Below are 24,379 nucleotides of genomic sequence, written 5' to 3' on the forward strand. Positions count from 1 at the left end.
CCGGTCCCCAAATAATAAAACCGGCCTCTAGGGGGTACGCGTATATCGGCGGCCGCCGACCACCCACCCATGGGACGCGTGTCGGTAGCCGCCCTCGCACTCTGTCTGCTCCTCTCCGGGTGCAGCACGCTGTCGCCGAACCCCGAGCCACGGCCGGGGACGACGACGGCCACGCCCGCCCCCGTCCCGACGGCCGGACCGGACGGCACCCTCGCGCCCGGCCTGACCCGCGAGGGGGTGGTCGACGCCCGGACGCTCGCGGTGGCCCACGTCGCCAGACTCGCCGACCGGTCCTACACCCTGACCGCGACACGCACCACGCGGTACCCGAACGGGACGCTCCGGGAGCGACTCGAGTTGAACCTCTCGCTCGGCGCCGACCGGTCGTACCTCGCGCACGCCGAGACGGCCGGCCCGCGCGCACCGGTGTTCCTCGGGCGGCCCCCCGCGTCGGCGGCGTTCTGGTCCAACGGCTCGGTGTACACCCGACGGCTGACCCACGCCGGGAGCACCACCTACACCACGTTCCAGCCGACGAACGGGGCCGGGACGTGGCAGTACTGGGCCCGAACCGTCCCGTTCGGCGGCCGAGGCGGGAACCCTCGCGAGTTCCTCACCCGAACGTTCACCGCCATCCCCACCCGGACCACCGGCCGTGCCGTCGACAGTGGACCGACCACCTACACCGTCGTCGGGACGCGCGCCACAGCACCCATCGAACTCGGCGTCGAGGACCCACGCGAGGTCGACCTCCGTGCGGAGGTGACCGCCGACGGACTCGTCCGCTCGCTGACGCTCACCTACGTCGGCACCGTGGACGGCCGAACCGTCGAGGTGACCCGCCGGCTCCGCTACGACCGGGTCGGCGCGACGGACGTGACCCGTCCGCCGTGGGTGGACCGGGCGCTCTCGGAGTAGCGGGGAGCGGAGGAAGACAGTCGGCCACGGGGTGTGGCCGAGCGAGTCGGTCGGTCGGGCCGACGCTCAGTTCGTCGCCGCTTCGCCGAACGCCGAGGTGAACAGTTCCTCGAGTTGTTCGGGCGTGCGCCGCCCGCTCACCGCGTCGAGGAGTGCTCCGTCGGCGAAGGTGAGCGTGGCGGGCGCGGCGTCCACGTCGAACGCGCGCCGGAAGTCGCTCACCGACTCGCCGTCGACGCCGGCCACCGCGACGCCGTTGGGGACGGCCGAGAGGATGGCGTCGAGGTCGTCCTTCATCCGGTCGCACGGCTCGCAGTGGAGTCTCCAGACGAAGACGACGGCGTCCTCGTTCGCCTCGAGGAACGCCTCGTAGTCCTCGTCGTCGACCTCGGGCATCGCCTCTGGCACCGGTGAGGTGGCGGAGACGCCCGCCACCAGCGTGGCGAGGTGCAGCAGTTCGTCGCGCGACACCTCCACGTCGGGCGCCTGACGCTTGAAGTAGCCTCGCAGCGAGAGGAACGCCACCAGCTCCGCGCGCGTGATGCCGAGCTCAGTGGCCGTCTCGGCGGCCTCCTCGTCGCTCATGTCGAACAGGTCGGCGAGCGTCCCGTGGAACACCTCGTCGCTCGCGTCGCCGTAGGTGTCGTGGTAGACGCCACGCTCGGCGTCGTAGGCCTCGCTCGCCGCGAGGCGGTCGGGGTCGTCGCGCTCCTCGACCAGCACGCCGCAGTCGAGGAGGAACTCGTACCGTTGTGCTGTGGTCCGTTCCTCGTTCATACGCCTAGGTACCGCTGTCTCGTCTCCTCGTCTTCTCGCAGGTCCTCCGAGTGGCCCTCGTAGACGATGCTCCCCTGGTCGACGATGTAACACCGCTCGGCGATCTTGATGGCCGCCGCGGCGTTCTGCTCGACGAGCAGGACCGTGGTGCCCTCCTCGCTGATGCGCCGGATGGCGTCCTCCACGTCCTCGATGATCTTCGGCGCGAGTCCCTCGTAGGGTTCGTCGAGCATCAGCAGTTTCGGGTTCTGTCGGAGCGCCCGTGCGATGGCGAGCATCTGCTGTTCACCACCCGAGAGCGTGCCTGCCATCTGGTTCTGCCGTTCGTCCAGCCGCGGGAACGCGTCGTACATCTCCTGCAGGGGACGAGCCTCGTTCACCTGTCCCAGCGCGCGGCCGACGAGGTTCGAACGGTTGCGCGACACCTCCGCGAGGTGGAGGTTCTCCTCCACGGTGAGGTTCGGGAAGATGCGCCGTTCCTCCGGGACGAGGCCGATGCCGGACATCGAGACGTCCTCTGTCGGGCGGCCGGCGATGGTCTTACCCTCGAACCGTATCTCGCCGTCGCGGACGTCCGGCGGCGCCGCCCCCGCGATGGAGCGCAGCGTCGTGGTCTTGCCCGCGCCGTTCCGACCCAGCAGGGCGCAGACCTCGCCGTCGGCGATCTCCATCGAGAGGTCCCTGAGGATGTGACTCTGGCCGTAGTAGGCGTCGATGGAGTCGACCTCCAGCAGGCTCACAGTTCGACACCTCCGAGGTACGCCTCCTGGACGTCGGTGTTGTCCTGTACCTCCTCCGGGGTGCCGTCGGCGATGATGGCCCCGCGATTGAGGACGGCGATGCTGTCGGCGATGCGGAAGATGATCTCCATGTCGTGTTCGACGAGGACGATGGTCAGGCCGAGTTCCTCCTGCAGCCGCTCGACGAGGTCGACCGTCGACTGCGTCTCCTCGGGGCTCATCCCGGCGGTCGGCTCGTCCATGAACAGCAGGTCCGGCTCCGAGGCGAGGGCGATGGCGATCTCCAGCCGGCGCTTGTCGCCGTACGGGAGGCTGCCGGCCTCCACGTCGTCCGAGCCGTGTAGTTCGACGGCCTCCAGCATCTCCGTGGCCGTCTCGTCCACCTCCGTGAACGAGTCACGCTTCCGGAGGAAGTTGAGCTGGAACGAGCCGTGCTCGTTCGCCAGCGCCGCCATCTGGACGTTCTCGCGGGCGGTCATCCCTGGGAAGATGGAGGCGGTCTGGAACGACTTGCTGATGCCCTTCTGGACCACCTCGTGCGGCTCGGAGCCCGTGATGCCGTACTCCTTGCGGAGTTGCTCGATGCGCTGTCGTTGCTGCTGGTCACGTTCGTCGTCGGGGACCTCGCGGATCTCGTGGAGGTCCGCGGCGTCCTCGTCGGACAGGTCGTAGTAGACGTGCCCCTCGGTCGGTTCGAGGAGGCCGGTGACGAGGTTGATGGTCGTCGACTTGCCGGCGCCGTTCGGGCCGATGATGGCCTTCGTCTCGCCGCGTTCGACCGTCAGGTCGACGTCGTCGACGGCCGTCAGCCCGGAGAAGCGCTTCGTGAGCCCTTCCATCTCGAGGAGCCCCATCAGCTCCCACCTCCGACACCGACGAGCGAGAGCATCCCACGGACCCGGCTCGTTACCCCACGACCGACACCGCGGAGCCATGTGGCGATGCCGCGCCCGACACCGCGGAGCCAGTCGGTGAACGCGCCCGGCGCCTCACTCGGGTTCCGGACCGCCCAGACGAGCGACTCCACCGCGCGAACCAGGAACTTCTTCAGGTCCACCAGTGCGCCGTAGGCACCGCGTGGGAACACCCACACGATGAAGACGAAGACGGCGCCCAGGATGAGCCGCCAGAGCGACCCGATCTCGCCGATCACGGGTATCGTCGCCCCCGAGATGACGTTCGCGATGTACTCGAAGATGAACGCCCCGAACACCGGGCCGATGAGCGACCCCGTACCGCCGAGGACGGTCATGATGACGAAGTCCCCCGACTGGATCCAGTAGAGTGCCGTCGCCGGGTGGATGAACGACTCGTGCATCACGAACAGCGCCCCGCCCATACCGGCGAACGCGCCACTGATGATGAAGGCCATCAACTTGTAGCGGAACACGTTCAGGCCGACGAACTCGACGCGCTGCTCGTTCTCTCCGAGCGCCTCGAAGATGAGGCCGTACGGGGAGTTGACGATGCGGTTCGCGACGGTCAGCGCGAGCAGGAACAGCACCGCGACGAACACGTACTCGATGGGGACGTAGTCGAGCGAGACGAGGAACGGAATCTCGAAGTTCCCGATCACGGGCAGGTAGAGCGCGCCGAACTGGGAGACCGGTTCGCCGAAGTCGACCATCCCGAGCAGGCTCCCGACGTTCACGTCGCTGAACCCGTTGTCACCGTTGGTGATGCCCGACCCCGGCCCGAGAGCGAAGAAGTAGAGCATCTGCCCGAACGTCAGGGTCAACACCGCGAAGTAGACGCCGGACCGCCGGATGGACATGAACCCGATGGGCCACGCCAGCAGCGTCGCCAGCGCCGTCCCGAACACCAGCATCGCGATGGGCGAGGTGATGCCGGGCATCGTCGCCGAGAAGCCGGCGAAGGATATCTCGGCCGTCGAGGAGAGCAGCGCGGCGCTGTAGGCGGCGGTGCCGAAGAACGCCGCGTGCCCGAACGAGAGCAACTCCGTGTACCCCAGCAGGAGGTTGAAGCCGATGACGATGATGCCGTAGATGAGCACGAGCGACGCGAGGCCCTCGTACCCGCCGATACCGGGGTCACCCAGCGACTCGTTGAGCATCCCCATCCCCTCGATGAGGAGGTACGGGAAGACGACGAGGAACAGCGCACTCCCGATGACGACGGAGAACTCGTTCTCACGGAGCGAGCGGTAGGCCTCGCCGATGGGGCCGCCGATCGACCCCGAACCGGAGTCGGCGTCGTCGACGACCGTCCCGCCGTCCGTCTCCACCGGCGTGTCGCCGTCCCGGCTCATTCGCCCACCTCCGCGCTCCCGAACAGGCCCTCGGGGCGGAACAGGAGGACGCCCGCGGCCACCGCGTAGAGGACGATCTGTGCCCACTGCGAGGCGAGCACCGTCATCGCCGCGATGGTGATGCCGAGGACGAAGCCGCCGAAGATGGCGCCCACGACGCTCCCCGCGCCCCCGACGACGAGGACGAGGAACGCCGGAATCAGCGCCTGTTCCGTCCCTATCTGGGGACTGACCGTCTGGAACGAGACGCCGATGAGGCCCGCGAACGCGGCGAGTGCTGCCCCCATGGCGAACACGAGGCTGTACGAGCGGTTGATCTTGATGCCGAGCAGACGGACCATCTCGGAGTCCTGTGTGCCGGCCTGCACCACCAGCCCGAAGTCCGTCTTCTCGATGACGAGGTAGGTCAGGCCGATGACCACCAGCGCGATGAGGACGATGTAGAGTCGCCACTGCGGGTAGTTACCGACGATAGGCAGTTCGATGGGTCCGCCGACGCTGATGCCGAGCACCTGTTCCGGCGTCGCGGGCTGGAACGTGCTCCCGCCCATCAGGAACTTGACAACCTCCTGAACGATGAGCGCCAGGCCGAAGGTGACCAACAACTGGTCCGTCTCCGGGCGGTCGTAGAACGGTTCGGCGACGTAGCGCTCCATCAGGAGCCCGACGACGAAGCCGAAGATGGGGACGAGCACCATCGCCGCCGCGAAGCCCAGTCCCAGTCCCACGGTGGTCACGCCGATGCTCTCCAGATAGCCTGTCGAGAGTGTCGTCTCCCGGATGACGTACATCCCTGCGTAGCCGCCGATGAGGTAGAGCGCCCCGTGGGCGAGGTTGAGGAACTTCATCGTCCCCAGGATGATGGTCAGTCCGATACCGAGCAGGGCGAAGATGGCCCCCTGCTGCAGGCCGTTGAGGACGACTTCCACTGCCGTCTCTAGTACCATCGCGCGACCACCTCCAGAGTGAATCCCGCGCGCGTTCGAGTCGTATGTCGTAAGTGTATCATAGGTTCGTAGTTGGTGTCTGCGCCCGGCAAAGAACGGGGTGCGGGCCGAACGGTGCGTCTACTCGTCGCCGTACTCGCCCAGCTCACACTCGGCGGCCGGTCCCTCGTCCGGACCGTAGCCGAGGTCGTCGCGCGGTGTCTGGTTGACCACGTTCAGCAGGTCGAACTCGGAGTCACGGTCGCCCGGGGCCTTCCCCTGCACGACCAGCACGTCACGGAACGCCTGGTGGTCCGAGCCACGCATCAGCTCGCCACCCAGCCCGGCGTTGTCGAACTCGTAGTCCTCCATCTCGCGGATGACCTCCGGCGGGTAGAACGTCCCCGCACGCTCGACCGCCGCCGCGTACTGCATCGTCTGGGTGTACGCCAGCCGGGCCGCGTAGGACGGCGGCTGGTCGTACTCCTCCTGGAACGACTCGACGAAGCTCTGCGTGTACTCCTCGTCGAGCTTCCAGTTCCAGTCGGCCGTCCCGAAGATGCCCTCGATGGAGTCGCTCGCCGCCTGCGCCATCAGGCGGTTGTACAGCGGGACGATGATCTCGAGACGCTCGTCCAGCCCAGCCTCGATGGCCTGCGGGAGCGAGTTCGCCGCGTCCAGCCCGTAGTGGTTCAGCACCAGCACGTCGGCGTCGTCCGGGACGTCCGACAGGTACGAGGAGTAGTCCGACGTCCCGAGCGGCGTCGGGACGGAGTCGATCTGACTCCAGCCCGCCACGTCGGTGAAGAACTGCTCCATCGACGCCTGCTGGGTCTGGCCCCAGGTGTAGTCGGCGTACAGCTGGTAGAAGTTCAGGTCCTCGCCGTAGGCGTCACGAACCACGGGGGCGAGCGCCTGTCCGGTCATGTACGCGTTGAACATCTCACGGAACGAGTACCGGACACACGCGCTGCCGGTGGTGTCGTTCGAGTGCGTGAGACAGCACTGGAACTGGACCTTCTCCTCCTGACATAGCTCCTGGACTGCGATGGCCACACCGGAGGAGGACCCTCCGGTGATCATGATGGCGTCGTCACGGCTGATCATCCGCGAGGCGGACTGGCGAGCCGTGTCGGGGTCCGTCGCGGTGTCACCGTTCACCGACTCGACGGTCTTCCCGAGCACGCCGTCGCCCGAGAGGTCGTCCCACTGGTCGACCCAGCCGCCACCGTTGTTCAGGTGCTGCTTCGCGAGGTCGTAGCCCCGAAGCTCGTCCTCGCCCTCCTGGGAGTACGACCCCGATTGCGGGACGTTGAACCCGAAGGTGACCGTGTCTCCCTCGACGGGGAAGTTGCCGAGCGACGGGTACTCGGTCGAGCCCCCGTCGTCGCCGCCACCGCCGTTGCCGTCGTCGTCGCCGCCACCGCCGTTGCCATCGTCACCGCCCCCGCCGTCGTTCTGTCCGCCCTGGGTACATCCCGCCAGTCCGGCGAGACCGACGGCCCCCGCGGCCGCCGAACCCTTCACCACATCGCGCCGTGTAGGTCGACTGTCTTCCATAGCGACACCCGTTGCCATGGCATATCCCAACATAAATGCCCTCCCTAAAGATTACAACCCGTTCTACGACGGCTCCCTCGGCACCCCGTCCTGACGGCGGCTGGAGGTGGTCGGGGGCGGTGACAGGGTCGAAAGTGGTGTCGCGGGGGCGCGCGGCGCCCGCCGTCAGTCTGCGCGGTGCCGACTCAGTCGGCCACGCGGTGCCGACTCAGTCGACGAGGATGGTGAGTCTCGGCGTCCTCCGTCAGTCGCCGTGGATCTGCTCGCGAATCTGCTCGGGCACGGAGGGGTCCCGCAGCGTCGTCGTGTCCCCGAGTTCCTCGCCGTTGGATATCTCCTCGAGCAGGCGGCGCATGATCTTCCCCGAGCGCGTCTTCGGGAGTTCGTCGACGAAGATGACGTTCGCGGGCCGCGCGAACTTCCCGATCTCCTCCTCGACGGCGCCGACGATGTCCGCCTTCACGGCGTCGCTCCGCTCGACACCCTCGCGGAGGATGACGTAGACGTCCGGCACCTCGCCCTTCTCGGCATCCTTGCGGGGCGCGACGGCCGCCTCCGCGACAGCCTCCACCTCGCTCACGGCGGACTCGAGTTCCATCGTCCCGAGGCGGTGTCCGGCGACGTTCATCACGTCGTCGAGCCGCCCGAGGATGCGCCAGTAGCCGTCCTGGGCCTGGACGGCACCGTCGCCGGCCTTGTAGTTCCAGTCGGTCCAGTCGTCCGAGTCGGTGTCGGAGAAGTCCTCCCAGTACGTGGAGATGAACCGCTCGTCGTTGCCGTACACCGTCTGGAGCATCGACGGCCACGGCCGCTCGATGATGAGGTTCCCCGCCTGCCCGCTGGCCTCGGGGAGCTTCTCGCCCTGGTCGTCGACGAGCGCGGGCTTGATGCCGGGGGCGGGCTTGCCGGCGCTACCGGGCTTCATGTCGTCCAGCGCGGGCAGGTTCGTGATGAGGTGGCCCCCGGTCTCGGTCTGCCACCAGGTGTCGACGATGACGGCGTCCTCGTCCCCGATGTGCTTGTAGTACCAGAGCCACGCCTCCGGCTGGATGGGTTCGCCCACCGTCGTCATGTGCCGGAAGTCGAAGTCGTAGCTCTCGGGGTACTCCTCGCCCCACTTCATGAACATCCGCACCGCGGTGGGGGAGGTGTGGAAGATGTCCACGTCGTACTTCTCGGCGATCTCCCAGATGCGGCCCTTGTGCGGGTGGTCCGGCGTGTCCTCGTACATCACCGAGGTGGTACCGAGCGCGAGCGGGCCGTAGACGATGTAGGAGTGCCCCGTGATCCAGCCGATGTCCGCGGCACACCAGTATGTGTCCTCGGGCTTGATGTCGAGCACGTTCTTCGACGTCGCGGCCGCGTACGCGAGGTAGCCACCGGTCCGGTGCTGGCACCCCTTCGGCTTGCCCGTGGTCCCCGAGGTGTACATCAGGAACAGCGGGTCCTCGGCGTCGCGCGAGACTGGTTCGACCGTCTCGAGGGCGTGCTCCTCCAGCAGCGAGTCGACCTCGACGTAGTCGTCGTCGACGTCGGCCTTCGCTTCGTCGTGCCGGTTCCACTGGAGGACCGTCGGGTCGCGGTCGGTCTGTTTCAGCGCGTCGTCGGTCTTCTCGATGTGTTCGAGGAAGTCGCCGCGGCGGTAGTAGCCGTCGATGGTGACGATGTAGTCGGACTGCGCCGAGTCGACGCGCTCGGCGAGCGCCTGCGCGGAGAACCCGGCGAAGACGACCGAATGGGGCGCACCGATGCGGGCACACGCGAGCATCGTGATGGGCAGCGCGGGCACCATCGGGAGGTGGACGGTGACCACGTCGTCCTCCTCGACACCCTGCGCGCGGAGTGCGGCGGCCATCTCGTTGACCCGGCGGTAGAGGTCCTGATAGGTGATGTTCTCCTGCTCACCGTCGGTCCCCTCCCAGAGCAGCGCCGTCTGGTTCTTGCGCTCCTCCAGGTGCCGGTCGACGCAGTTGTACGACGCGTTGAGCTTACCACCGACGAACCACTCGAAGAACGGCGGGTTCGAGCCGTCGAACGTCTGGTCCCACGACTCGTCCCAGTCGAGCAGTTCGGCGTAGCGCTCGAATCCGTCGGGGAACTCGTCCAGCTCGTCGTGGATGGCCGGGTCCGTCGCGTTGGCCTGACCGACGAACTTCGTGGGTGGCCGGAAGTACTCCTGTTCCCTGAGCCGTGCCTCGATGGTGGCAGACGCCTCGGGATCCTCTGAGTCGGACATGACGTATCAGCTACGGTCCATCTGGCTAATGAAGGGGGGGTCTAACTAATGTAACCACCTCGCACGGTCTCACTCCGCGTCGTCGAAGAACGTGGCCAGCAGTTTCCGCTGTCCGCGACGGAGGTGGTTGTGGAGCGTGGGCGAGGAGACGCCGATGGAGTCCGCGAGGTCCTCGGCCGTCGACCCACGAGGCCAGTCGAAGTAGCCCGCGTGGTACGCCGCCTGCAACACGGAGCGCTGGCGGTCCGTGAGCTTGCCGTCGAGCGAGCGCTGGAACTCCGTCGGCGTCCGCACCGAGGGTTCCGCCTCACGCTTGGCGACGAGATTTGCCGACGGCGACCCGTCGGCGACGTGTTCCGCGATGGCTCGGACGTCGGCGCAGGGGGCCACCTCGCAACGCATCCGGGCGTGTCCGTCCTCCGCGACGAGTTCGCGGACGTTCGCGCCGTACTCGACGACGTTCCCGGCGAGCGACGCCTCGTCGACCGTCACCTCGAGGACGCTCTCCTCGCGGTGGTCGGCCACCAGCCGCGCCCCGGCCGCCGCCTCGCGGGTGAACGCCAGCACCTCGTCCGGCGGTGCCCCGCTGACGGTGACGTAGAACAACAGCGAGTCCTCGTCCAGCGGGACGAGCCCGGCGACGGTGAACGAGCAGTCGAGTTCGGCAGACCCGGCGACGAACAGCGAGTCGTGGTCGTCGGATCGGAACTCGAGCTCGAGCAGTTCGTCCGCCAGCAACAGGCGTTTCCACTCGACGGCCGCGACGGCGCTCGACACCCGGCCGCCGAGGTTCTCGAGGGCGGCCCGCTCGGCCGGCGAGGGGGAGACGGGCGTCCCGACGACGAGCACCCCCGTCGAGCCGCCCTCGTGGTGCAGGGGCACCCGGACGAGCCAGCACCGACTCTCGCCGTCCCGGTCGACCGCCGAACACCGAACCGCGTCCGGGACTGCCGGCGCGTCGGCGTCGGTCGTTTCGGGGTGGTGGCGGAGCCGCTGGGCCGCCTCCGTCCCGATTCCGCTCGACGCGACCAGTTCTCCAGGGCCGTCGGTTTCGGAACGGCTCACCCACGCGAACTCGATGGGTCCGGCCGCCGCGAGCGTCTCACACGTCACGCGGAAGATGGCCGACTCCGTCGAGACGTCGTCCAGCGCCTCGTGGACTCCCGCGGCCGCATCCTGGACCGCGCGCAACCGGGCCAGTTCGGCGCCGTCGCCCGTACTCGTCTCCGGGTGCACCGTCAGCAGGAAGCCGTCACTCGCGCCGTCTCGCTCCGCGAGTGCCGTGAGCGTCAGGCGACCGGCGGTCGACTCCGTCTCCTCGCCGACCGTCGCCTCGCCGACCCACGTCTCGCTGGCGAGTGCCGTCTCCCAGAGGTCGGCCCACGTCGCGTCCGCCGGCCAGACGAGCCGCCGGACGTCGAGCCCGGTGGACTCTCGGTCGCCCACGAGTGCCTCGAACCGGGGATTGGCGTGCACCACGGCCCCCCCGCCGTCCAGCAACGCGACCGGGTGTTCGAGGCGGTCGAACGCGGCACGGAAGCGGTCGTCGCCGCCCTCCGTGGCACGCGCGAACGCCGCCGCGACGGCCGCACCGTCGGGGTCGCCGTCGGGTGCGAGCGCGTCGAGTCGACGCCACCCACCGACGGCCATCACCACGGCGGGGTCGACGCCGCGTTCCAGCAGCCACCGGCCGTATCGCCGGCGCAGGTCCGCGCTGGAGACCGATCGCAGGCACTCGTCGCCCGCGTCGGCCGCGCTGTCGGCCACCTCGCCGACGAGCATCTGGAGGCGTCGCGGGGTCACGTCGAACAGGGGCTCCGACTCGTCGACGCCGTTGCTGGCCGCGTAGCGCGAGAGTTCACGCTCCAGGTCCGGCGGGAGGTAGGCCGTCCGGACGGTGTCGCCCGACTCGTCGCGGACCGTCAGCAGGTAGTGGACCCGTCCCTCGGCGATTCGAGCGGTGACATCGGCGGGCATGAGACTACTCATCTCGGCGGGGCGCAACCCCGCCTCACCCGCGAGGCGGACCACCAACCGCTCCCGGTAGGTTCGGGTCGCGCGGAGGAGTCGGCTGTACCGGCCCTCGAGCGGCGACCGGCCGACGTCCGACTCCGTCTCCGACATGCTTCGGGCCTTACTGGTGAGACGAAATAAAACCACCGTGTACTGCCGCCGACACGTTCAGGGGGGTCCGAGACACCTGCTCGGCGATGGCAGGTCCGTCCCCTCGCCGGTTCGAGCTCTCGACTCTGGGTCACAGCAGGGCAGAGACGCCGACCCGACGGGGCTACTCGCACGAACGGTTTCGCCGTCCAACGGCGACGCGAAATCAGTCGCCGTCGCCCGACACCGTCTCCAGTTCCCCGACGGCCTCCGGGTTGCGCAGCGCACTCGTGTCGCCGTAGGACTCGCCGTCGGCGACGGCCGACAGCAGCCGCCGCATGATCTTGCCCGAGTGAGTCTTGGGGAGGTCCGGGGCGACGACGATGCGCGCGAACTGGGTGTCCTCGCCCAGTCGCTCCGCGACGTGGTGGTCGATGCGCTCTGTGAGCGCCGCGTCACCCTCCACACCGCGCTCGGTGCAGACGTAGACCACGGCACGACCACCCTCCTGGTGGGACTCGACGACGGCCGCCTCGGCGACTCCCTCGACCTCGAGGACGACGCGTTCGATGGTCGCCGGACCGTAGTCGGTGTCGCCGACGGTGACGGTGTCGTCCTCGCGTCCGAGGAAGGTGACGTACCCCTCGTGGTCGAGGATGGCCCGGTCGCTCGTGACGTACGCCCAGTCCTCGCCCTCGGCGGCGGCCGCCTCGGTCAGCCCGCGGTGCATCCCCGGCCAGGGTGCCGTCACCGCGAGGTGGCCGGGTTCCCCGCGCGCCACGGACTCGCCGCCCGCGTCGACCACGTCGACCTCGACGCCGGGGATGGCGGGCCCGGCACTCCCCGGTTTCGCCCGGTCGACGCCCGGGAGCGTCGAGACGAGGATACCCCCGGTCTCGGTCTGCCACCACGTATCCACGACGGCACACTCCTCACCGCCGACCGACTCGTAGTACCACTCCCACGCGCGGGCGTCCATCGGCTCGCCGACCGAGCCGAGCAACCGGAGCGACGAGAGGTCGTGTGCCGACGGGTGTTCCGCGCCGTGTTTCATGAACGAGCGGACGGCCGTCGAGGCGGTGTAGAACACGTCGACGCGGTTGCGGTCGACGAGCTCCCACACCCGGTCGCGCTCCGGGTCGTCCGGCGCGCCCTCGTAGAGCATCGTGGTCGCGCCGAGCGCGAGCGGGCCGTAGACGATGTAGGAGTGCCCCGTGATCCACGCCACGTCCGCGGCACACCAGTAGGTGTCACGCGGCTCGATGTCCAGGACGGCGTGGCTCGTCCACGCTACGTGCGAGAGGTACCCTCCAGTCGTGTGCGTGACACGGTCGGGCTCGCCGGTCGTCCCCGAGGTGTAGGTGACGAACAGCGGGTCCTCGGCGGCGCGTTCGACCGGGTCGACCCGGTCGCCAGCGTGGGCGTCGACGAGGTCCTCGTAGTCGTGCTGCCCCTCGGAGAGGTACGGGTCGTCGAGCCGCGGCACCACCACTGTCTCGACGGGGTGCTCGACGCTGGTACGGGCGTTGTCGGCCTTGTTCTTCTGGTTGACCGCGCTCCCGCGCCGGTAGTAGCCGTCGCAGGTGACGAGGTAGCCCGAACCCGTCCGTTCCAGTCGCGCGCGGAGTTCGTCGGCCGAGTAGCCCGCGAAGACGACGTTGTGGAGGGCACCCAGTCGCGCGCAGGCGAGCATCGTGATGGGTAGCTCCGGGATACCGGGCATGAACAGCGTCACGACGTCGTCCTCGCCGACGCCGAGGCCACGGAGCGCCGCAGCTGCCGCGTTCACCTCGTTGTAGAGGTCGAGGTAGGTGTAGACCCGCGTCTCGCCGTCGGCCCCCTCCCACCGGATGGCGACGGAGTTCTTCCGCTCGGCGAGGTGGCGGTCGACGCAGTTGTACGCGGCGTTCAGCTGGCCGCCAGCGAACCACGTCAGCGACTCCGCCTCCCTGTCCAGCACCGTCTCGTGGGGGCTCGACCACTCGAGGAGGTCGGCCGCCCGTCGCCACGCCTCGTGGCCCTCGCGTTCGAAGGCCTCCCTGACCTCGCTGGTCACGTTCGCCGTCTCGACGAACGAGGCCGGGGGCTCGACACGTCGTGGTCGCTCGCGGCCGTCGGTCCTCCCTGTCACGCCTCCCGATTCGGAAATCTGTCCGATAAAAGTTCTGTCAAACCACGGCTTCGAACCGGCCGGCGAGGACAAGACCTATGCTCCGACTCGACGGGCGTCCGACACGTGCCCTCCCAGCCAGCCATCAGCGTCGACTCGCTCACCAAACGGTTCGGCGACGTCCACGCCGTCGACGACCTCTCGTTCGAGGTCGAACGCGGCGAGGTGTTCGGTTTCCTCGGTCCCAACGGCGCCGGCAAGTCGACGACCATCAACTGCCTGCTCGACTTCACGCGCCCCACGAGCGGCTCGGTCTCCCTGTTCGGGCTCGACGCGGTCGGCGACAGCGTCGCGGTCCGCGAACGAACCGGGTCGCTCCTCGAAGGATACGGCGTCTACCCGTCGCTGACCGCGCGCGAACACGTCGAACACGCGGTCGCCGTCCGCGATGCGAGCGACGACCCGGACGAACTGCTCGAACGGGTCGGCCTCTTGGCTGCGGCCGACCGCCGGGCCGGCGACTTCTCGAAGGGGATGTCCCAGCGCCTCGCCATCGCCGTCGCCCTCGTCGACGCCCCCGACCTGCTGATACTCGACGAACCCTCGACCGGGCTCGACCCGAACGGCGCGCGCCGTCTCCAGACCATCGTCCACGAGGAGGCCGACCGCGGCGCGACCGTGTTCTTCTCCTCGCACATCCTCGAACAGGTCGAGGCCGTCGCCGACCGCGTCGGCATCCTGCTGGACGGCCGCCTCGCCACCGTCGGCGACGTGGACGACCTGCGCCGGGAACTCGGCGCCGGCACTACCCTCCGAGTCCGGGTCTCGGACGTCCCGGACGGGCTGCTGGTGGACCTGCGCTCCACACCGGGGGTGACCGACGCCGTCCGCGAGGATGGCCACCTCGAGGTGGCGTGCGAGGACGGCCGGACGAAACTCGACGTGCTCTCGCGCGTCGACGCGGCGGGTGTCTACGAGGACTTCGGACTGCGCGAGGCGTCGCTCGGTGACGTCTTCTCGGCCTACACGGAGGCGGGTGACGCGTGACCTGGAGCGACGTGGTCCGCCGGGACATGCGGAGCGCCTACCGGTCGCGAGCGGCCCCCACGGTGGCGGTGTTGCTCCTCCTGGCGAGCGTCGGCGTCGCCGTCGGCATCGTCGTCATCTCGGCGACGCGACCCGACAACTCAGCGGGGAGCGTGGTGCTCGGGTCCGTCCTCTCGTTCGTCGTCCCCGTCGTCGCCCTCGTCGGTACCTACGGCGCCATCGTCGGCGAACGAACCACGGGGAGCGTGCGGTTCCTCCTCGGCCTCCCGAACTCACGCGCCGACGCCTACCTCGGGAAGTACGTCGCCCGGTCGCTGGTGGTGCTGGTCCCGCTGCTCGTGGGGACGCTCGCCGCCGCGGCCGTCGTCGCGTTCGGCTACCGTGACGGGTCGTTCCTCGACACGATGGTCCTCGGACTCGCAGGCATCCCCTTCGCGCTGGTGTTCGTCGGGGTCGGACTGACCTGCTCGGCCATCGCGGACTCGGACACCCGTGCGGTGGCCGCGGCCATCGGCGCGTTCATCCTGTTCCGTGTCGGCTGGCCCGCCCTCCAGTTCGTCCTGCTCTCCCGACTTGACGACCAGTACCCGCGCCCGGAGTGGTACTTCGAACTCGGGCGGATCAACCCCATCAACGCCTACGTCGCGGTGACGGCGGCTCCGACGAACGTGGAGTTCCACCCGCTGTTGACACGCCCCGGGCCGAACGTGGACAGCGTCGTCGTCGAACCGTGGTTCGGCGCGGCGGTCCTCCTGGGGTGGGCGCTGCTCGCGCCGGTCGGTGGCTACCTCTACTGGCGACAGCGTGACGTGCTCTAGAAGGGGGCCGCAGGACCGACTCAGGCCAGTCCGATGCGCTCCTGGTACGCGCCGTGGTGTTCCTGGAACACCTGCATGATCTCGCCCATCGTGGCGTAGGCCTTCACCGCGTCGATGATGGCCGGCATCACGTTCTCGTCGCGCTCGATGGCCTCGTCGAGCGCGCCGAGCGTCCGCTCGACCTCGTCGTCGTCGCGCTCCTCCTTGACCGCCTCCAGCCGGGCGAGCTGTTTCTCGGAGATCTCGTCGTCCACCTTCAGGATCTCGGGGGAGGTGTCCTCGTCACTCACGTACCTGTTGACCCCCACCATCACCTCCTCCTCGCTGTCGACGCGCTTCTGGTACTCGTAGGAGGCCTCCTGGATTTCGCGGTGGAAGTAGCCCTCCTCGATACCGGCGAGGACGCCGTCGCGGACCGACCCGTCGCCGAGTTCGCGTATCTCCTCGATGTACGCCAGGATCTCGGCCTCCATCTCGAACGTGAGCTTCTCGATGGCGAAACTGCCCGCCATCGGGTCGACGATGTCCGCGACGCCGGACTCCTCGGCGATGATCTGCTGGGTCCGGAGCGCCACCCGGACCGCGTCCTCGCTCGGCAGTGCGAGTGCCTCGTCGTAGCTGTTGGTGTGGAGCGACTGGGTCCCGCCGAGGACGCCAGCGAGTGCCTGCAGGGTCACCCGGATGATGTTGTTCAGCGGCTGCTGGGCGGTGAGCGACTGGCCAGCGGTCTGGGTGTGGAACTTCAGGCGCCGGGCGGCGTCGGCCTCCGCGTCGTACCACTCCTTCGTCTTCTCGGCCCAGATGCGCCGGGCGGCACGGAACTTCGCCACCTCCTCGAAGACGGAGTTGTGCGAGTTGAAGAAGAACGACAGGAGGGGGGCCACCTCGTTCGCGTCGAGTCCACGCTCCATCGCGTCCTCGAGGTAGGCGAAGCCGTCCGCGAGCGTGAACGCGGCCTCCTGTGCCGCGGTGCTACCGGCCTCGCGGATGTGGTAGCCCGAGACCGAGATGGGGTAGAACTTCGGGGTGTTCTCCACGGCGAACTCCACGGTGTCGGTCACCACGTCCAGCGAGGGTTCGGGCGGGATGACCCACTCCTTCTGCGCGATGAACTCCTTCAGCATGTCGTTCTGGAGGGTGCCGCGGATCTCCTCGCGGGGGACGCCCTGCTGGTCGGCCAGCGCGATGTACATCGCGTAGATGACGGCCGCGCTCGGGTTGATTGTGAACGACGTGCTCACCTCGCCGACGTCGATGCCGTCGAACAGCACCTCCATGTCACGGAGCGTGTCCACGGCCACGCCCTCCTTGCCGACCTCGCCCTCGCTCATCGGGTGGTCCGAGTCGATTCCCATCAGCGAGGGCATGTCGAACGCCGTCGAGAGACCGGTCTGCCCCTCGTCGACGAGGTAGTGGAACCGCTCGTTCGTCTCCTCGGCGGTGCCGAAGCCGGCGAACTGCCGCATCGTCCACGTCCGGCCGCGGTACATCGTCGGGTACGCGCCCCGCGTGAACGGCGGCTCACCGGGCATCCCGAGATCCTCGCTGTAGTCGAGGTCGGCGATGTCGTCGGGTGTGTAGACGCGGTCCACCTCGTGGTTCGAGACGGTGGCGAACCGCTCCTTGCGCTCGCCGTGCGCGTCGAGGACCGGGCCGAGGGTCTCCTCCTCCCACTCCTCGCGCTCGGCCCGTATCTCTGTCAGGTCGTCCTCGTCGAACATGCGCGGCACTTCGGAGACCTCGCGTATCAAGTTTAGTGTGCGGGCCGGCAGTACCGGACACGCTTTTGCCACGCCGCGCCACCACTCCCGCTGTGTCAGACCGCTCCCTCCTCCCCGGATCCGTCTGGAACCGCCACGCCAACCCCAAGAGCGGGTGGTCGCGACTGCTCACGACGCCCGTCCTGATGGCGGCCATCTACCTGCGCAAGCCGCGTCTCCTCCTCGCCACGCTCGCGTTCCTCGTCGTCAACCCCGTCCTGTTCCCCGAACCGACCGAGGACCAGCAGGACGAGTTCATGTACCGCGTCGTGCGCGCCGAGGAGGCGTGGACCGACTCCGGCCGTCCGCTGTTCGGGCTCGAGTACCCGCAACTGCTGAACGGGCTGAACGTCTTCGCTTCCGTCTACGCCCTCTACGCCGCCCTCACCCGCGACCCGAAGGGCACCGTCGTCGGCACCGCGGCCACGATGGTGCTGAAGCTCTGGTTCGTCGGGGAACTGGTCCGGTGGTACGACGGACAGCAGGACACGGCGTGACGACTGGAGACCGCAGGCTACGCATGGCGATGCGAAGCGGCGCCGAGAGCGGTTCGAGAAGCGGGCCCTAGTACTTGGGCTCCGCGCCCAGCGTGCCGTACACCTCGTCCATCAGCGTGTCACGCTGCGCGCGCCACGTGTCGAACCCGGCTGGCGTGGACGGGTACGTCTCGTAGTGTGCGAGCAGTTCGTCGGCCTTCTGCTTGGCCTTGTAGAGGTCGAACATCGTCCCCCAGTGGCCGCGGGACTTCCAGAGCGTCTTGAGCGCGAGCAGCGGGCCAATACCCGTCGACCCGGAGTAGAGCGCCTCGGAGAGCTGCTCGCCGGGGAGTGCCGCGAGCATGCTCATCAAGTCGTCGAGGTCGTACGCCGTCGAGAAGATGTTGTAGACGTCGAGGGCGGCGTACCGCCCGCCGAAGTGCTCCATCACGCGCTCGTTGTAGTTCCAGAGGCGGTCCTCCGAGTAGTCCTCCTCGGCGAGCGCCTCGAGGACCTGCTCGGCCGCGTAGGTCGCGGAGTACGCGGCGCCGGCGATGCCCCCGCCCGTGGTGGGGTTGACGTGGGCGGCGGCGTCACCGGCGGCGATGAACCCGGGCGCCGTGGCCGAGTCGTACGGGCGGCGGGTCGGGAGCGACGCGCCCAGTTTGTCCTTCACCGTGGCATTCTTGAACTCGGGCCGCTGGCGGACGTCGCGCTTGAGCGCCTCGACGAGCTTCATCGGCTCCTCGTTCATCTGGAAGCCGAGGCCGACGTTGATCTCCGTGGGCGTGCGCGGGAAGTACCAGAGGTAGCCCGCCGCACGCTCGGTCGGCTTGAACACGAGCGCGTCGTGGTAGTCGACCGGCTCGTCCACCGTGAGGACCTCGCGGTACGCGGAGGAGAACTGCGAGAACCGGACGTTGGTGTCGAACGTGGCGTGCGAGAGGTCGACCTTGTCCTGCAGGAGTGAGAGCGCACCGGTCCCGTCGATGACGAAGTCGGTCTCGTAGGTGACCGGGTCGCCCTTCTGCATGGCCTTCAGCCCGGTCACGCGGCCGTCGTCGTCCTGCACGACGTCGTTGACGACGGTATCGTAGTGGAACTCGGCGCCCCTCTTCTTCGCGCCCTCGATGATGAGTCGGCCGTACTTGTAGCGGTCGATGACGCCGAGTTCGCCCGGTACGGGGATGTCGAGGACGGCGTCCTCGGAGGGGATCTCGAAGCGGCCGTGGTCGACCACCGAGTTCGTGATGGCCGGCTCCAGTTGCGACTTCGGGATGGTTTCGGGGAAGTTATCCGCCCCCTTCAGGGCGTCACCGCAGGCGATGTGGCCCGCCTCGTCCTCGTCCTTCCGTTCGACGACGACGACGTCTACCCCCTCGTCGGCCAGTTTCGCGCTGGCGTAACAGCCGACCGTCCCGGCGCCCACGACGGCGACGTCGGGCGTGTAGGTGGTCATTGGTCACTCTCGTGACCCGACCGGCAAAACTCTTTATAGCCGAGTAGCCGCCGGGTGGCGACGGACTCTGACAAGAGTTTTGTGCGGGTTCGACCAAGCGCGAACATGACCGACTACGAGGTGGAGTTCGTCGGGACGGGCGAGACAATCACCGTCTCCGACAAGCAGACCATCCTCAGCCGCTGCATCGAGGAGGGCATCGCGCAGGAGTACTCCTGCCGGGTGGGGATGTGTCTGGCGTGCTCGGCGGAGATCGTCGAGGGCGAGGTCGAACAGGCGGTCGCCGTCGCGCGCGGACTGACCGAGGAGGAGGCCGAGCGCTACGCGCTGACGTGCATGGCACGACCCGCCTCGGATCTGAAACTGGACCGGGGGAAGTATCCGCCGAGCATCGAGGACGACGCGGCAGACGGCCCCGAGGCCGGTGCGGCGTTCGACGACGACTGAATCGGAGCCGCGTCTCCTCTACGTCGTGCTGGACGACGGACAGTCGACTTCGACGCCAGAGACCTCCTCGCTCGTCTCGATAGAGACGCCCTCGCCGCTCCCCACGATGTCGAAGGTCACGGTGGTCGTCCCGTCGCTCTGCACGTCGTTCGAGCCCGAACAGTAGAGGCCGACGGACTCCGTCGACCCAGTCCCGAGGCTCGTCGGATGCGTGACGGAGAGGTCACTCCTATCGACGTTCGTGTCGCCGACGCTGTCGATGGTGACCCCCAGCGTGTCGAGCGGACTCTCGAACGTGTTCGTGAGCTTCAGCACGGTCACGGCGTCGTCCTCGGTCGCCCCGTTCGCTACCGTGCCCGTCCCCACGTCGTCGATAGAGAGCAGCGCGCTGTCGTCGCTGGCGGTCCCGATGTCGACGGCCCTGTCGGCGGCCAGCGAGGTCACCCCGTAGGTCGCAGAAGCCAGGAGCAGTACACCGACGGCTGCGAGCACCAGGCCCGCACGGCGTTGGAGGTCCTTCATCGGATGGTGGAGGTAGCTGTCGACCGCATCACTCTTCGAGTTCCGGCGGCAGCGCGTCGGTTCCGAGACGACGCTCTCGGTCGGTCAGGAGGTGGGCGAGGGCCGAGAACGCGAACGCGAGGACGACGATGGCCGCCCACCCGAGGCCGGAGACGAGGCCCTCGGTCGCCCCCGTCAGCCAGACGCCCGCGAGGAGCGCGCTCGAGACGGCGGTCAGCCCGAGGTAGTACTCGCTCCACGGGATGTCGTCACCGTCGACCACGTCGACGTACACCTCGAGTTCGTCCGCGCGCTCGCCGAGTTCCACGACGCCGTCCTCGAACTGGACGACGTCCGCGTCGTCGAGCTTCGGGAGGTGCGTCTGCTGGAGCGACGTGTACACGCGCTTTCGCTCGGCTGACGTGATCTCGGCCACCGACTTGCCGTTCTCCCACGCGGCCACCTGCTCGGCCAGGTCGCCGAGCGGGACCGCATCCTCCACCCGCTTGCAGTGATGCCACGTGTACCGCCGTCTGTGGTTGCTCAACAACTCGAACGTCCGACTCGGATCCGACTGACTCGTTCCCACTGACTGAATCCCCCTACTGAGTCACATGATAATTCAGGCGTTGAAGAGTGTTACGCATACGACAAGAGGGGGGATTTCAATGGCCTCTCATCGCCGGTTGAACCACCGGTTAAACGGCGACCCAGGCACCTTCAGGCGGTGCCATCCGTTCTTCTGTCGCCCCAATACAAAGTCCGTATAGTGGGATGGTCGCACCAAGTGTCCACCGGAACCACGGCCGACCGACCGGGCAGTCGGGCGGGGTGTGGCGGGGCACGTTCAACCAACCATGAAATTCAACCGACGCAACGTGCTGATCGGTCTCGGTAGTATCGCGGCGGGCGCCGGCACCCTCGCGGGGACGGGCGCGTTCACGAGTGTGACGGCGACGCGTGACGCGGTCGTCAACGTGGCTGGCGACGCGGGCGCGCTGCTCTCCATTCAGGCTGCGGACAGCCCGAACGGGGACGCGTACGTCTCGACCAACTCCAACGGCGAGGTCGGCCTTGACCTCTCGACGGACAGCGGGTCCGGCGTGAACCCCAATGCCGTCACGCAGATTGACGAGGTCCTGCGCGTGATGAACCAGGGAACCCAGCCCGTCGGGTTCTACGTGGAGGACACGGACGGTAATGGTTCGAACTCCGACGTGGTCACGTTTGAGGCGAATGGAGACTCTGTCGAGGGGAGCGGCAACGCCGTCGTGCTTGAGGTTGGTGAGTCGCTCGTCCTCGATATCGAGGTCGATACCGAAGGGGAGCCAGACCTGAGTGACACGCAGATTCTGTCAACCGTGACGTTCTATGCGGACTATGCGCAGTCGCAGACTGCACCCGGTCAGGACGGCGTGCTTTACGTCTCCAAGACAGCTGACGACGCCGACTTCCGCTCGATTGCGGCTGCGGCGAACGCAGTCTCCACGGGTGAGACTATTCTGGTCGACGACCAGACCTTCGAAGAGAACGTTCTGGTAGATGTGGACCGCGTCGCCTTCCGCCCGGCTTCTGATAGTGCCTCGCCGACGCTCGTCGGCGGTATTGCCTTCGGACCAAATACGCGGGGACACACGGTGACCGGCTTCACGTTTGATATCACCGACCCCTCGACCGGCGTAGACGAACCGAGCTCCCTCGGCGGAGCGTCTGCATTCCGACCTAACGGTGCCGCTATCAACATCGGTCATGCGAGCGACGTGATTGTCACGGCAAACACCGTACTCGGGGCTGGGAAATCGAACACCGATGGTTCGACGGCCATCTCGTTCGACGACACTACGTCGAGCTTCGACCTCGGTGTGGGCGCTACTGTCGCTAACAACGAGTTCGTCGACCTTTACAGCGGCTCCTGGGCAGGTGGTGACCAGATTACCTTCGAAGGGAACACGTTCCGCAACTGCGGTGCCGCCATCGGCGGCACGGAAGGGGGTTCAGTCGAGGTCGTTCGCAATATCTTTGACGCGTGTGGTCTCGAAGGTGTGTTCGGAGCCGTTGACGCTGGCGGCGCAGCCGGTTCGATGACTGTCAGCCAGAACGACTTCCTCTCCAACTGCAAAAACGCGGTCAATAACTACAGTGGCGACGTACTCGATGCCCGCAACAACTTCTACGGGGATGCCAGCGGTCCGGATAGTGACCCGGTAATCACTGATGCTGACTCCTCAGTCAAGGCTAATGGTGACGGCGTGAGCATCGGTGATGTTGCCGCTGGCCCGATTAATTTCGCACCCTTCCGGAATGAGCGTGTGTTCCCAGCAACTGTTCGTGTCGGATCATCCTCAGAGGCAGACTATGCCTCGATAGGGGAAGCGCTCGACAACGTGCTAGCAGGTGCGACAATCTTGGTTGAGGATGGCACGTATTCTTACTCTACCAACGTTACGGTCGGCGTGTACGGCGTGACAATCAAAGCGGCATCTGGAGCATCTCCGACGCTTGATCTGACCGCAGGCAGTACCTTTGAGCTGATGGAGGCAGTAACCGTCAGTGGATTCACGGTGGAAGGTACCCGTAGTGGTCAGGGCTTTGATGGAAGTTCTGGTAACCTTGCCTTCTCGATCCAGGGTGACGACGTGACCGTTGAAGACAACTCCATTAGCGGATTCTACGGAGGAGTTCAATCCCTATCGAACACGGTCCGTGCGACCGTGAAGGCCAACACGATCGACAACACCGGATTCGCCATCGCTGTGCAGGGAGACTCTTCATACTCGAATAGCAATTTCAGCGGTGATACCATCGTCGGGAATACAGTGACGGCTGCTGAGCTCCAAGGCATCGCCGCTACGTATACCGGTGAGACAGAGATTCGGAACAACGATGTTGAAATTGACTCTACTGGACTTTCGGACGCCCAGTCATTCGACAACAACCGTGGAATAGAGATATCAGGTGCCGATGTCGTGGTGACCGGTAACGTCGTAGACAGCATTCAGTCACGTGATGCTGACTTCTTCCTGGCCGGGGACGCAACGAACAGGGTCTCTGATTTGAAAGCCGACAACACGATCGAGGACAGCACCGCCAATATTGTTGACAATCGCTAAGATTCGGTAATGCAAACCCGAACGCTCCACGTCGCCGCCTTGGTCGCCCTCGTCCTAGCCGCGGCCATCGGCACCGGAGCGTTCACCCCGGACCCCGTCGCGGACGGCGTCACCGTCGAGCCCGCGCCGGGGCCAAACGGGGAGTACGCGAGCATCTCGGAGTCGGGCGAGCTCCGCATCGCCATCACGGACCAGGGGGTCAGCCCGGACGCCACGACCTACATAGACGACGTGTTCGTGGTCACGAACGGTCGCGAAACGACCACTCGGTTCCACGTCGAGGACGGCGCCGAGGAGGTGCGGTTCTACGACTCGGCCGACCGCGAGTTCGTCTCGAGTGCGGAGGACCGCGCCACGCTCGGCCCGGGCGAAGAGCTCTCTGTCGGGATGGTCGTCGACGCCACCGACGTCGCCAGCGAGACCATCGTCCTCGAGCAGATCACCATCGTCTCGGGCATCCAGACACCGGCCCCGACCGAGCCGTCCGGACCGCCACCGACGGAGGTGCCACCGACCGCCCCGCCGACTCAAGGGGGCAACGGCGGTGGCGGTGGCGGTGGCGGCGGTGGCGGCGGTGGCGGCGGTGGCGGTGGAGGCGGTGGTGGCCTCCCGCCCGCGCCGCCCGTGGTGACGACGCCGACGGCGACGCCGGTGCCCACACCGTCGACGACACCGACGGTGACTCCGAGCGCGACGCCGACGGCCACGCCCACCACGACGGTCCCGCCGACGGACCCGGTGACGGCCACACCCACGCCCTCGCCGACGCCGACCCCGACGGCCACGCCGACGCCGACCCCGACGGCCACGCCGGAGGTCGCGACGGCGACGCCGGACGAGCGGACCCCGACCGGCACCGTCGAGCCGCCGACGGCGACGCCCGACGACGGACCCGGCGGGCCGCCGGACGACCGCACGCCGCAGGGGCCGCCGACGGCGTTCGGCTTCCCGCTGGAGCTCGTGGCGGCCACCGGCGGGGCGGTGGTGCTCGGCGGTGGTGCGGTGTACCTCTACCGTGCGGGCTACCTCGGCTGACTCGGGGGGCTGACCCCTCCGGGTCGTCGAGTCGCGTGCCGGCACCCGAGGCACGGCGTCGCCCGCGAGAGTGCTGGAGGTCGATAC

20 protein-coding genes are annotated in these 24,379 nt (G+C 67.7%); 7 read left to right on the plus strand and 13 right to left on the minus strand.

The window, feature by feature from the left end; all coding sequences use genetic code 11:
* Positions 1-69 precede the first annotated feature (69 nt).
* The gene (locus N0B31_RS03170; protein ID WP_260594363.1) at positions 70-918 is read left to right on the plus strand and encodes a DUF7537 family lipoprotein; all 849 of its coding nucleotides are present in this window, start codon (positions 70-72) and stop codon (positions 916-918) included.
* Positions 919-984: 66 nt separating this feature from the next.
* Here the strand turns inward: N0B31_RS03170 and N0B31_RS03175 are convergent, their stop codons facing one another.
* The 9 genes from N0B31_RS03175 to N0B31_RS03215 form a co-directional block, all read right to left on the minus strand.
* On the minus strand, positions 985-1,695 hold the full coding sequence (locus N0B31_RS03175) for a thioredoxin family protein (RefSeq protein ID WP_260594365.1): 711 nt from the start codon (positions 1,693-1,695) through the stop codon (positions 985-987).
* Entirely contained in the window at positions 1,692-2,435 is a 744-nt protein-coding gene (locus N0B31_RS03180) for an ABC transporter ATP-binding protein (RefSeq protein WP_260594367.1), read from the minus strand. The genes N0B31_RS03175 and N0B31_RS03180 overlap by 4 nt, the downstream gene beginning before the upstream one ends.
* On the minus strand, positions 2,432-3,289 hold the full coding sequence (locus N0B31_RS03185) for an ABC transporter ATP-binding protein (RefSeq protein ID WP_260594368.1): 858 nt from the start codon (positions 3,287-3,289) through the stop codon (positions 2,432-2,434). Before N0B31_RS03185 ends, N0B31_RS03180 begins: the two co-directional genes overlap by 4 nt.
* Positions 3,289-4,704, minus strand: a complete 1,416-nt coding sequence (locus N0B31_RS03190) for a branched-chain amino acid ABC transporter permease (RefSeq protein WP_260594370.1) — start codon at positions 4,702-4,704, stop codon at positions 3,289-3,291. Before N0B31_RS03190 ends, N0B31_RS03185 begins: the two co-directional genes overlap by 1 nt.
* Positions 4,701-5,651, minus strand: a complete 951-nt coding sequence (locus N0B31_RS03195; RefSeq protein WP_260594371.1) for a branched-chain amino acid ABC transporter permease — start codon at positions 5,649-5,651, stop codon at positions 4,701-4,703. The genes N0B31_RS03190 and N0B31_RS03195 overlap by 4 nt, the downstream gene beginning before the upstream one ends.
* A 120-nt stretch (positions 5,652-5,771) precedes the next feature.
* On the minus strand, positions 5,772-7,190 hold the full coding sequence (locus N0B31_RS03200; protein ID WP_260594372.1) for a substrate-binding protein: 1,419 nt from the start codon (positions 7,188-7,190) through the stop codon (positions 5,772-5,774).
* A 244-nt stretch (positions 7,191-7,434) separates the two neighbouring features.
* Positions 7,435-9,426, minus strand: a complete 1,992-nt coding sequence (gene acs / locus N0B31_RS03205) for an acetate--CoA ligase (protein ID WP_260594373.1) — start codon at positions 9,424-9,426, stop codon at positions 7,435-7,437.
* A 69-nt stretch (positions 9,427-9,495) separates the two neighbouring features.
* The gene (locus N0B31_RS03210; protein ID WP_260594374.1) at positions 9,496-11,550 is read right to left on the minus strand and encodes a bacterio-opsin activator domain-containing protein; all 2,055 of its coding nucleotides are present in this window, start codon (positions 11,548-11,550) and stop codon (positions 9,496-9,498) included.
* A 205-nt stretch (positions 11,551-11,755) separates the two neighbouring features.
* Positions 11,756-13,660 (minus strand): acetate--CoA ligase, encoded by a 1,905-nt coding sequence (locus N0B31_RS03215; protein WP_260594375.1) that lies wholly within the window; start codon positions 13,658-13,660, stop codon positions 11,756-11,758.
* Positions 13,661-13,765: 105 nt separating this feature from the next.
* Between N0B31_RS03215 and N0B31_RS03220 the strand changes: the two genes are divergently transcribed.
* Together N0B31_RS03220 and N0B31_RS03225 are read left to right on the plus strand one after the other, a co-directional pair.
* A complete protein-coding gene (locus N0B31_RS03220) occupies positions 13,766-14,686 on the plus strand; it encodes an ABC transporter ATP-binding protein (protein WP_260594376.1) in 921 nt (306 codons plus the stop codon).
* Positions 14,683-15,504 carry an ABC transporter permease subunit gene (locus N0B31_RS03225; protein WP_260594378.1) on the plus strand — a complete coding sequence of 274 codons (822 nt, stop codon included), beginning with the start codon at positions 14,683-14,685 and terminating at the stop codon, positions 15,502-15,504. The genes N0B31_RS03220 and N0B31_RS03225 overlap by 4 nt, the downstream gene beginning before the upstream one ends.
* Positions 15,505-15,524: 20 nt before the next feature.
* On the opposite strand, the gene N0B31_RS03230 is transcribed toward N0B31_RS03225, so the two are convergent.
* Positions 15,525-17,225: an acyl-CoA mutase large subunit family protein gene (locus N0B31_RS03230; RefSeq protein WP_260594379.1), complete on the minus strand. Its 1,701-nt coding sequence runs from the start codon at positions 17,223-17,225 to the stop codon at positions 15,525-15,527.
* 92 nt (positions 17,226-17,317) lie between these two features.
* On the opposite strand from N0B31_RS03230, the gene N0B31_RS03235 reads away from it, so the two are divergent.
* Complete coding sequence (locus N0B31_RS03235; RefSeq protein ID WP_260594380.1) at positions 17,318-17,761, plus strand: DUF6653 family protein; 444 nt, start codon at positions 17,318-17,320, stop codon at positions 17,759-17,761.
* Between the two features lie 67 nt (positions 17,762-17,828).
* Here N0B31_RS03235 and N0B31_RS03240 read toward each other — a convergent pair whose 3' ends face one another.
* A complete protein-coding gene (locus tag N0B31_RS03240; RefSeq protein ID WP_260594381.1) occupies positions 17,829-19,199 on the minus strand; it encodes a geranylgeranyl reductase family protein in 1,371 nt (456 codons plus the stop codon).
* 105 nt (positions 19,200-19,304) lie between these two features.
* Between N0B31_RS03240 and N0B31_RS03245 the strand changes: the two genes are divergently transcribed.
* On the plus strand, positions 19,305-19,646 hold the full coding sequence (locus N0B31_RS03245) for a 2Fe-2S iron-sulfur cluster-binding protein (RefSeq protein WP_260594383.1): 342 nt from the start codon (positions 19,305-19,307) through the stop codon (positions 19,644-19,646).
* Between the two features lie 18 nt (positions 19,647-19,664).
* Here N0B31_RS03245 and N0B31_RS03250 read toward each other — a convergent pair whose 3' ends face one another.
* Both N0B31_RS03250 and N0B31_RS03255 read right to left on the minus strand, forming a co-directional pair.
* The gene (locus N0B31_RS03250; protein ID WP_260594385.1) at positions 19,665-20,168 is read right to left on the minus strand and encodes a hypothetical protein; all 504 of its coding nucleotides are present in this window, start codon (positions 20,166-20,168) and stop codon (positions 19,665-19,667) included.
* Positions 20,169-20,196: 28 nt separating this feature from the next.
* On the minus strand, positions 20,197-20,736 hold the full coding sequence (locus N0B31_RS03255; protein WP_260594387.1) for a DUF7344 domain-containing protein: 540 nt from the start codon (positions 20,734-20,736) through the stop codon (positions 20,197-20,199).
* A gap of 289 nt (positions 20,737-21,025) precedes the next feature.
* Here N0B31_RS03255 and N0B31_RS03260 point away from each other — a divergent pair, with 289 nt between their 5' ends.
* Together N0B31_RS03260 and N0B31_RS03265 are read left to right on the plus strand one after the other, a co-directional pair.
* Positions 21,026-23,257: a hypothetical protein gene (locus N0B31_RS03260; protein WP_260594388.1), complete on the plus strand. Its 2,232-nt coding sequence runs from the start codon at positions 21,026-21,028 to the stop codon at positions 23,255-23,257.
* Between the two features lie 9 nt (positions 23,258-23,266).
* Positions 23,267-24,292: a hypothetical protein gene (locus tag N0B31_RS03265; RefSeq protein WP_260594390.1), complete on the plus strand. Its 1,026-nt coding sequence runs from the start codon at positions 23,267-23,269 to the stop codon at positions 24,290-24,292.
* The last annotated feature ends 87 nt before the right edge of the window (positions 24,293-24,379 follow it).

Source organism: Salinirubellus salinus (assembly GCF_025231485.1).
GTDB classification, from domain to species: domain Archaea; phylum Halobacteriota; class Halobacteria; order Halobacteriales; family Haloarculaceae; genus Salinirubellus; species Salinirubellus salinus.

Excerpts from the sequence above, each read along its gene's own strand:
- N0B31_RS03170 (WP_260594363.1), top strand. The coding sequence starts at position 70 with ATGGGACGCGTGTCGGTAGCCGCCCTCGCACTCTGTCTGCTCCTCTCC.
- N0B31_RS03175 (WP_260594365.1), bottom strand. The coding sequence starts at position 1,695 with ATGAACGAGGAACGGACCACAGCACAACGGTACGAGTTCCTCCTCGAC.
- N0B31_RS03185 (WP_260594368.1), bottom strand. The coding sequence starts at position 3,289 with ATGGGGCTCCTCGAGATGGAAGGGCTCACGAAGCGCTTCTCCGGGCTG.
- N0B31_RS03190 (WP_260594370.1), bottom strand. The coding sequence starts at position 4,704 with ATGAGCCGGGACGGCGACACGCCGGTGGAGACGGACGGCGGGACGGTC.
- N0B31_RS03195 (WP_260594371.1), bottom strand. The coding sequence starts at position 5,651 with ATGGTACTAGAGACGGCAGTGGAAGTCGTCCTCAACGGCCTGCAGCAG.
- N0B31_RS03200 (WP_260594372.1), bottom strand. The coding sequence starts at position 7,190 with ATGGAAGACAGTCGACCTACACGGCGCGATGTGGTGAAGGGTTCGGCG.
- acs (WP_260594373.1), bottom strand. The coding sequence starts at position 9,426 with ATGTCCGACTCAGAGGATCCCGAGGCGTCTGCCACCATCGAGGCACGG.
- N0B31_RS03210 (WP_260594374.1), bottom strand. The coding sequence starts at position 11,550 with ATGTCGGAGACGGAGTCGGACGTCGGCCGGTCGCCGCTCGAGGGCCGG.
- N0B31_RS03230 (WP_260594379.1), bottom strand. The coding sequence starts at position 17,225 with ATGTTCGACGAGGACGACCTGACAGAGATACGGGCCGAGCGCGAGGAG.
- N0B31_RS03240 (WP_260594381.1), bottom strand. The coding sequence starts at position 19,199 with ATGACCACCTACACGCCCGACGTCGCCGTCGTGGGCGCCGGGACGGTC.
- N0B31_RS03245 (WP_260594383.1), top strand. The coding sequence starts at position 19,305 with ATGACCGACTACGAGGTGGAGTTCGTCGGGACGGGCGAGACAATCACC.
- N0B31_RS03250 (WP_260594385.1), bottom strand. The coding sequence starts at position 20,168 with ATGAAGGACCTCCAACGCCGTGCGGGCCTGGTGCTCGCAGCCGTCGGT.
- N0B31_RS03265 (WP_260594390.1), top strand. The coding sequence starts at position 23,267 with ATGCAAACCCGAACGCTCCACGTCGCCGCCTTGGTCGCCCTCGTCCTA.